This window comes from Mycobacterium sp. E136, assembly GCF_001666865.1.
Classification (GTDB): Bacteria; Actinomycetota; Actinomycetes; order Mycobacteriales; family Mycobacteriaceae; genus Mycobacterium.
The window spans coordinates 23,494-29,584 of sequence record NZ_LZJE01000242.1 but is presented as its reverse complement, the minus strand read 5'-3'; the positions used below and the strand labels follow the sequence as shown (position 1 = coordinate 29,584).

The window sequence follows — 6,091 nt, the reverse complement described above, 5'->3', positions numbered from 1 at the left end:
CTCATCAGGGAGTTGTTCACGACGAACAGCGACCTCGTGGCCCGGGCCTCGAACCTCGGTGCCGTGCTCGGACCCGGGTCGACCTTCAGCCTCGACGGCGCGGCGCATCGCGAACGTCGCAAGCTGCTCGTGCCGCCGTTCCACGGCAAGCGGATGGCCGGGTACGAGGCGATCGTCGAACAGGAGGTGATGCGCGAGATCGCCACGTGGCCCCAGGGCCGCGAGTTCGAGACGCTGCAGCCGATGATGCGTATCACCTTGAACGCGATCCTGCGCACCGTGTTCGGCGCCGAGGGCGGCGCATTGGACGAACTGCGCGACCTGCTGCCGCCAATGGTTCCGCTGGCGTCGCGGCTGGCGGTGCTGCCCAGGGCCTTGCGGCGCGACCTCGGCCCGTGGAGCCCGTGGGGCCGCGTCCAGCGGTCGCGGCGACGCTACGACGACATCATCGCCACCCTGATCGCCCGGGCGCGCGCGGACGCCGCCCTCCCGGACCGCAGCGACATCCTGGCCCTGCTGTTGGCAGCCCGCTACGAGGACGGCTCGCCGATCGCCGACGCCCACATCGCCGACGAACTGCTCACCCTGCTGGCGGCCGGGCACGAGACGACGGCGACGACGCTGGCGTGGGCGATCGAGCGGCTGCGCAGGCATCCCCGACTGCTGTCACGGTTGACCGCTGAGATCGACGCCGGGGGAAGCGAGTTGACGCAGGCCACGGTGTGGGAGGTACAACGGGTTCGCCCGGTGGTTGAGGCGACGATCCGAGTGACCCGCGAGCGTCTTCGATTGGGAGAGTGGGTCGTCCCGAAGGGGCACACCGTCATCGCCAGCATCGGGATGGCGCACCAGTCCCCGCGCCACTTCACCGATCCCGACACGTTCAACCCCGACCGGTTCCTGGGAACTAACCCCGACACCTACACCTGGATCCCCTACGGTGGCGGAATTCGTCGCTGCATCGGCGCCGCGTTCGCGAACATGGAGATGAACGTGACGCTGCGAACCCTGCTGCGGGAGTTCGAGTTCGGCACCACCACCGCCCTGGGGGAGGGACGACACTCCCGCGGGGTGGCCACCGCCCCCGCACGCGGTGGTCGCGCCGTCGTGTTCCGGCGGCCCCGGGCCCGCGAGGCAAGTGATACGCAACGGGCGATCGCCCCCGAGCGCTCGACAACGAAGGAGTCAGTGTGAGCAAGCAGCGCAGAGTCATCAGCGGCCGGACCGCGGTCATCACCGGCGCGGCATCCGGAATCGGACGCGCACTGGCGCAGCGGCTTTCGTCATACAGCTGCCCGGTGGCCATCGCCGACGTCAACGAGCAGGGGCTCAAGGAGACCGAGGCGTCGCTGCGGGGTCCGGCGCTGCTGCGGGTGCTCGATGTCAGCGATGCCGATGCACAGCGCGACTTCGCCGCCGAAGTGCGCGAGTGGGCGCCGCGGCCGATCGGAGCGGTGTTCAACAACGCCGGCGTAGCGCTCGGCTCCACCGTGCTCGACGCCGTTGTCGAGGACGACGACTGGTTGTGGAACATCAACTTCCACGGCGTGGTGAACGGCACCAGGGCCTTCCTGCCGATCCTCGTCGAACAGGACGAGGGCGTGATCGTCAACACCTCCAGCGTCTTCGGCCTCGTCGGCATGCCCGGCCAAAGCGCTTACTGTTCGGCGAAATTCGCTGTTCGCGGGTTCACCGACTCGTTACGCCAGGAGTTGCGGGGGACCGGCGTGTCCGCCGTCAACGTGCACCCCGGCGGTGTGAACACCAACATCGTGCGCAACGGGCGCTTCCGTGAGGAGCCGGGCGGACCGACCAAGGAACAGGTGGCCAAGGAGTTCGCCGCGATGACGCGAACCCAGCCCGACAAGGCCGCGGAGATCATTCACCGGGGTGTGGAGGCGGGCAAGGCCCGAATCCTCGTCGGACCGGACGCCTACATGTTCGACGCCCTCGCGCGGATCACACCGTCGCGCTACTTCGACGCGCTCGAGCGCGTGGAGACCTTTCTGCGCAAGCGCGCCGCCAACAGCTAAGCGGTCTCCTGCGCATACTTCAGCAGACCCGGATCGTGCGCGCACAACAGCAACAGGTCGGGCTCGCCACGGCCATACAACTCGGTGAGCCGAGAATGGTTCTCGCGCACCTGTTTCAGGTCGAACGCGGCAACCTTCTCGAACGCGCCCAGCACCGGCGGAATCCGGGATGGCCCGCCGATGGTGTCGGGATGGTAGAAGGCGTCACCGCAGTGCAGAAGCCACCGGTGCCCCGCGTCGACCGCGACGCAGGCGTGCCCGCGGGTGTGGCCGGGCAGCGAGATCAGCGCAATGCCCGGCGACACCTCGGTCAGTTCCTTGGCCGCCGCGAACCCGCGCCACTTCTCGCCGTCGGGGGTGTGCTCGACGATCTTGGGTCCGTGTTCCCACTGGGCCGAGCGGAACCGGAAGCGTTCGGCCCGCGTGGGCGGATGCATCGCACCGAGCACTTCGGCCGCGGTGCAGTGGATTTCGGCGTCGGGAAAATCGGAGAGTCCGCCGATGTGGTCGACGTCGAAATGCGTGACCACGATGTGGCGGACGTCCTCGCGGTGGAAACCCAACCGCTCCACCTGCCGGACCGCGGTCTCGTCTCGGTCGAAGAACGGCCGGAAGAAGCGACGGGTGGGGCCGGTCCGGCGCGCCGGTTCGTCGCAGTCCGCCAACCCGTACCCGCTGTCGACAAGCACGAGACCGTTGTCGGTCTCGATGAGCAGTACATGGCAGACGAGGACGGGCACACCCCATGGATGCATCGACCCGCAGTTGAGGTGGTGCACCTTCACGAAACGCCTCCGGTGAGCAGCTCCGTGCGGCCGATCTGCGACACCAGGCTCGCGGAGTCGAAGTAGATGCGCTCGTTGACGATGCGGTCGTCGTCGAAGAAGAACACGGCGGCCGCCGGCACCCGGAACGCCTTACCCGTTGGCGGCAATCCGTAGAACTCGCCGAGATTGGTTCCCAGCAAGTCGAATTCGACGATCACCGAGTCGTCCGCGACGTGGAACCGGACGTTGTCGTGACGCTGATCCGGGAACGCGGTGCGCGTGCTGCGGTAGTAGGCCATCACCTCGTCGTCACCGTCGAAGACCTGGCCGGTGGCCATGATCTCGTAGTGGGGACGTCCGCCGGACTCGTTTTTGAAGGTCGCGAGGGTGGCGTTGAACTCCTTGGTGACCTCGGTGTCCATGTGCACACGGATCACGTCGAGTCGGCGTTGGCGCAGCGCGTCGGTGATCATGCACGCACTGTACGGCCGCCGAAGGCGTCAGGCTGGCGACTTGACCTCCGCGAGGGTCTGCTGATGCCGGTGCTGGCGCTCGATCGTCGCGAGGTAGAACGCCCACGCGAATGCCGAACTCGCGAACAGGATGAAGCCCAGATACAACCACGCGTGCTTCACACCTCGCCTGCGGCCGTCCACCAGCAACCAGGCCGGGAACAACAACAGGCTCATGATCGTGTAGTCCTGGCTGGCCGAGCTGGCGGCCGGATTGTCATAGCCCAGCGCGATGAACTCCGACCAACTGCCCGGCCCCCAGACGAAGTTGTGCAACCCGCCGTGCGGGGCGTACTCGGCGACGAACTGGTTGTTGAAGTAGTAGCCGAGGATGACCGACGCGACGCCCGCCACGTAGTAGAACAACTCGAGCTTGGTGACTCGAGGTCCCGAGGAGTAGCGCGCGAAGATCGCGGGGTTCGCCTTGACGATCACGGCCAGCGTGGCGAATCCGAGGACGAGGTGGATGATCAACGAAACCATGTCCGGAGTTTCTCATCACCGAGCCGAGTTTTGTCAATATTGACACAACTGGTGTCGGGTACGTTCAACCACATGCCCCGTCCGGCCCAGACCGCACGCAGCGAGCGCACCCGCGAAGCGCTGCGGAAGGCGGCGGTCGTACGGTTCCTCGCGCAGGGCGTGGAGGAGACGTCGGCCGAGCAGATCGCCGCCGATGCCGGCGTTTCGTTGCGCACCTTCTACCGCCACTTCGCGTCCAAGCACGACCTCCTTTTCGCCGACTACGCCGGGCTGGACTGGTTCCGTTCGGCATTGGCCGCCCGGAATCCGAAGGAGTCGATCATCGACTCGGTGCACGGCGCAATCATGGCCCGCCCCTACGATGACTGGGCCGTCGCGCAGACCGCGGCACTGCGCGCACAAGAGCTCGAACCCGGCCGGGTGGTGCGGCACATGCGCCAGGTCGAGGCCGACTTCGCCGAGGCGATCGCGGACCACCTCGCCGAGGGCCTTGCTCCGAACGCCGCCATCGACGAGCGGATGCGGATCACGGTCACCGCCCGCTGTATCGCCGCCGCCGTATTCGGGGCGATGGAGGTGTGGATGCTCGGTGACGAGCGCTCACTTCCGGAGTTGTCGCGGCTCACCGGAGAGGCTCTGCGCGCGTTGGCCGATGGCATCACCGGCTGAGTTTTGTCATTATTGACAAAACTTTCCACCCGTGCCAGCCTCAGCGAATGACTGACTTCGACGCCATCGTGATCGGGGCCGGGCACAACGGGTTGACCGCGGCCACGCTGTTGCAGAAGGCCGGCCTGCGCACCGTGTGCCTGGACGCGAAGCTCTACGCCGGGGGCATGGCCTCCACCGTCGAGTTGTTCGACGGGTTCCAGTTCGAGATCGCCGGCTCGGTGCAGATTCCCACCTCGGCGGTGGTCAGCCGGGAACTCGGGCTCGACACCCTGCCGACCGTGGACCTCGACGTGATGTCGGTGTCGCTGCGCGGCCTGGGTGACGAACCGTTGGTCTATTACACCGATCCGGTGAAGCTGCTGACCCACATCAACGAGGTTCACGGTGCCGAGGCGGTCAACGGCATGGCCGGCCTGATGGCGTGGTGCCAAGCCCCCACGCGGGCGTTGGGCCGCTTCGATGCCGGCCAGCCGCCGAAGACGCTCGACGAGATGTACGCCTGCGCGACAAACGAATTCGAACGCTCGACCATCACCGACCTGTTGTTCGGATCGGTCACCGATGTGCTCGACCGCTATCTGCCGGACAAGGAGAAGAACGGTGCACTGCGCGGCATGCTGTCGCTGTTGGCCTGCAACACCACCTATCGCGGACCGGCCACCCCGGGCACGGCCGCCGCTCTGGCGTACGGGTTCGCCGTCCCCGACGAGAACGCGTTGCTGGTCAAGAAACTGCGCGGCGGTATCGGAGCCCTCACATCGCATCTGTGCGACGGCTTCACCGCGAACGGTGGGGAACTGCGGTTGCGGAGCAGGGTCGTCGAGGTGACGGTCGCGGACGGTCGGGTCACCGGAGTGCGGCTCGAGGACGGCACCTCGCTGTGGGCCCCGATCGTCGTGTCCGGCGTCGCGCCCGACCTCACCGTCAACGGTCTCGTCGACTCCAACGCGGTGCCCGCCGACGTGCGGGATCGGTTCTCGCACACGGACCACCGGGGCAGCTATCTGCAGATGCACTTCGCGCTCGACGGCGTCCCGGAGTTCGCGGCGCCTTACGAACTGCTCAACGACCCCGCAATGCAGTCCAATATCGGCATTTTCAGCACGCCCGAGGAACTTCAGCAGCAGTGGGAGGACGCCCGGCGCGGCATCGTGCCCACCGACCCGTCGATCGCCCTGCAGATTCCTTCGGTCAACGATCCGGGCCTGGCGCCGCCCGGTAAACACGCGGCCTCAGCGTTCTCGCTGTGGTTTCCCATCGAGGAAGGCGAGCAGGGCTACGGCGAGATGAAGGCCGAGATGGGCAAGCGGGTCATCGAGAAGATCACCCGGCTGGCGCCCAACTTCGAGAGCCTCATCCTGCGCCACACGACCTTCACGCCCAAACACATGGGCACCATGTTCGGTGCGCCCGGCGGCGACTACTGCCATGGCCTGATCCACCCCGACCAGATAGGTCCCAACCGGCCTGGGCCCAAAGGCTATGTCGATCAACCGATTCCGATCGACGGACTGTACCTGGCCAGCGCCGGCTGCCATGGCGGCCCGGGCATCACGTTCATCCCCGGTTACAACGCGGCCAAGCAGGCGCTCGCCGACATGTCCTGATTCCGTTTCCCCACCCC

Annotated in this window: 7 protein-coding genes; 4 read left to right on the top strand and 3 right to left on the bottom strand. The window is 66.8% G+C overall.

From position 1 onward, the window contains the following. Together A5698_RS15915 and A5698_RS15910 are read left to right on the top strand one after the other, a co-directional pair. The coding region (locus A5698_RS15915) for a cytochrome P450 (protein ID WP_068298721.1) at nucleotides 1-1,194 on the top strand (1,194 nt) is incomplete at its 5' end. After that, complete coding sequence (locus A5698_RS15910; protein WP_068298700.1) at nucleotides 1,191-2,033, top strand: SDR family NAD(P)-dependent oxidoreductase; 843 nt, start codon at nucleotides 1,191-1,193, stop codon at nucleotides 2,031-2,033. The genes A5698_RS15915 and A5698_RS15910, both read left to right, overlap by 4 nt. Here the strand turns inward: A5698_RS15910 and A5698_RS15905 are convergent. The 3 genes from A5698_RS15905 to A5698_RS15895 are packed head-to-tail and all read right to left on the bottom strand — an operon-like array spanning nucleotide 2,030 to nucleotide 3,795. Continuing rightward, a complete protein-coding gene (locus A5698_RS15905; protein WP_068298697.1) occupies nucleotides 2,030-2,818 on the bottom strand; it encodes an MBL fold metallo-hydrolase in 789 nt (262 codons plus the stop codon). The two genes, A5698_RS15910 and A5698_RS15905, sit on opposite strands and share 4 nt — an antisense overlap. Continuing rightward, entirely contained in the window at nucleotides 2,815-3,273 is a 459-nt protein-coding gene (locus A5698_RS15900; RefSeq protein WP_068298696.1) for an ester cyclase, read from the bottom strand. Before A5698_RS15900 ends, A5698_RS15905 begins: the two co-directional genes overlap by 4 nt. 27 nt (nucleotides 3,274-3,300) lie before the next feature. Then, nucleotides 3,301-3,795, bottom strand: coding sequence for a DUF2834 domain-containing protein (locus tag A5698_RS15895; RefSeq protein ID WP_067080902.1), 495 nt, complete (start codon nucleotides 3,793-3,795; stop codon nucleotides 3,301-3,303). A 72-nt stretch (nucleotides 3,796-3,867) separates the two neighbouring features. On the opposite strand from A5698_RS15895, the gene A5698_RS15890 reads away from it, so the two are divergent. Together A5698_RS15890 and A5698_RS15885 are read left to right on the top strand one after the other, a co-directional pair. After that, nucleotides 3,868-4,464, top strand: a complete 597-nt coding sequence (locus A5698_RS15890) for a TetR/AcrR family transcriptional regulator (RefSeq protein ID WP_068298718.1) — start codon at nucleotides 3,868-3,870, stop codon at nucleotides 4,462-4,464. 47 nt (nucleotides 4,465-4,511) lie between these two features. After that, entirely contained in the window at nucleotides 4,512-6,074 is a 1,563-nt protein-coding gene (locus tag A5698_RS15885; protein ID WP_068298694.1) for a phytoene desaturase family protein, read from the top strand. Nucleotides 6,075-6,091: the final 17 nt, after the last annotated feature.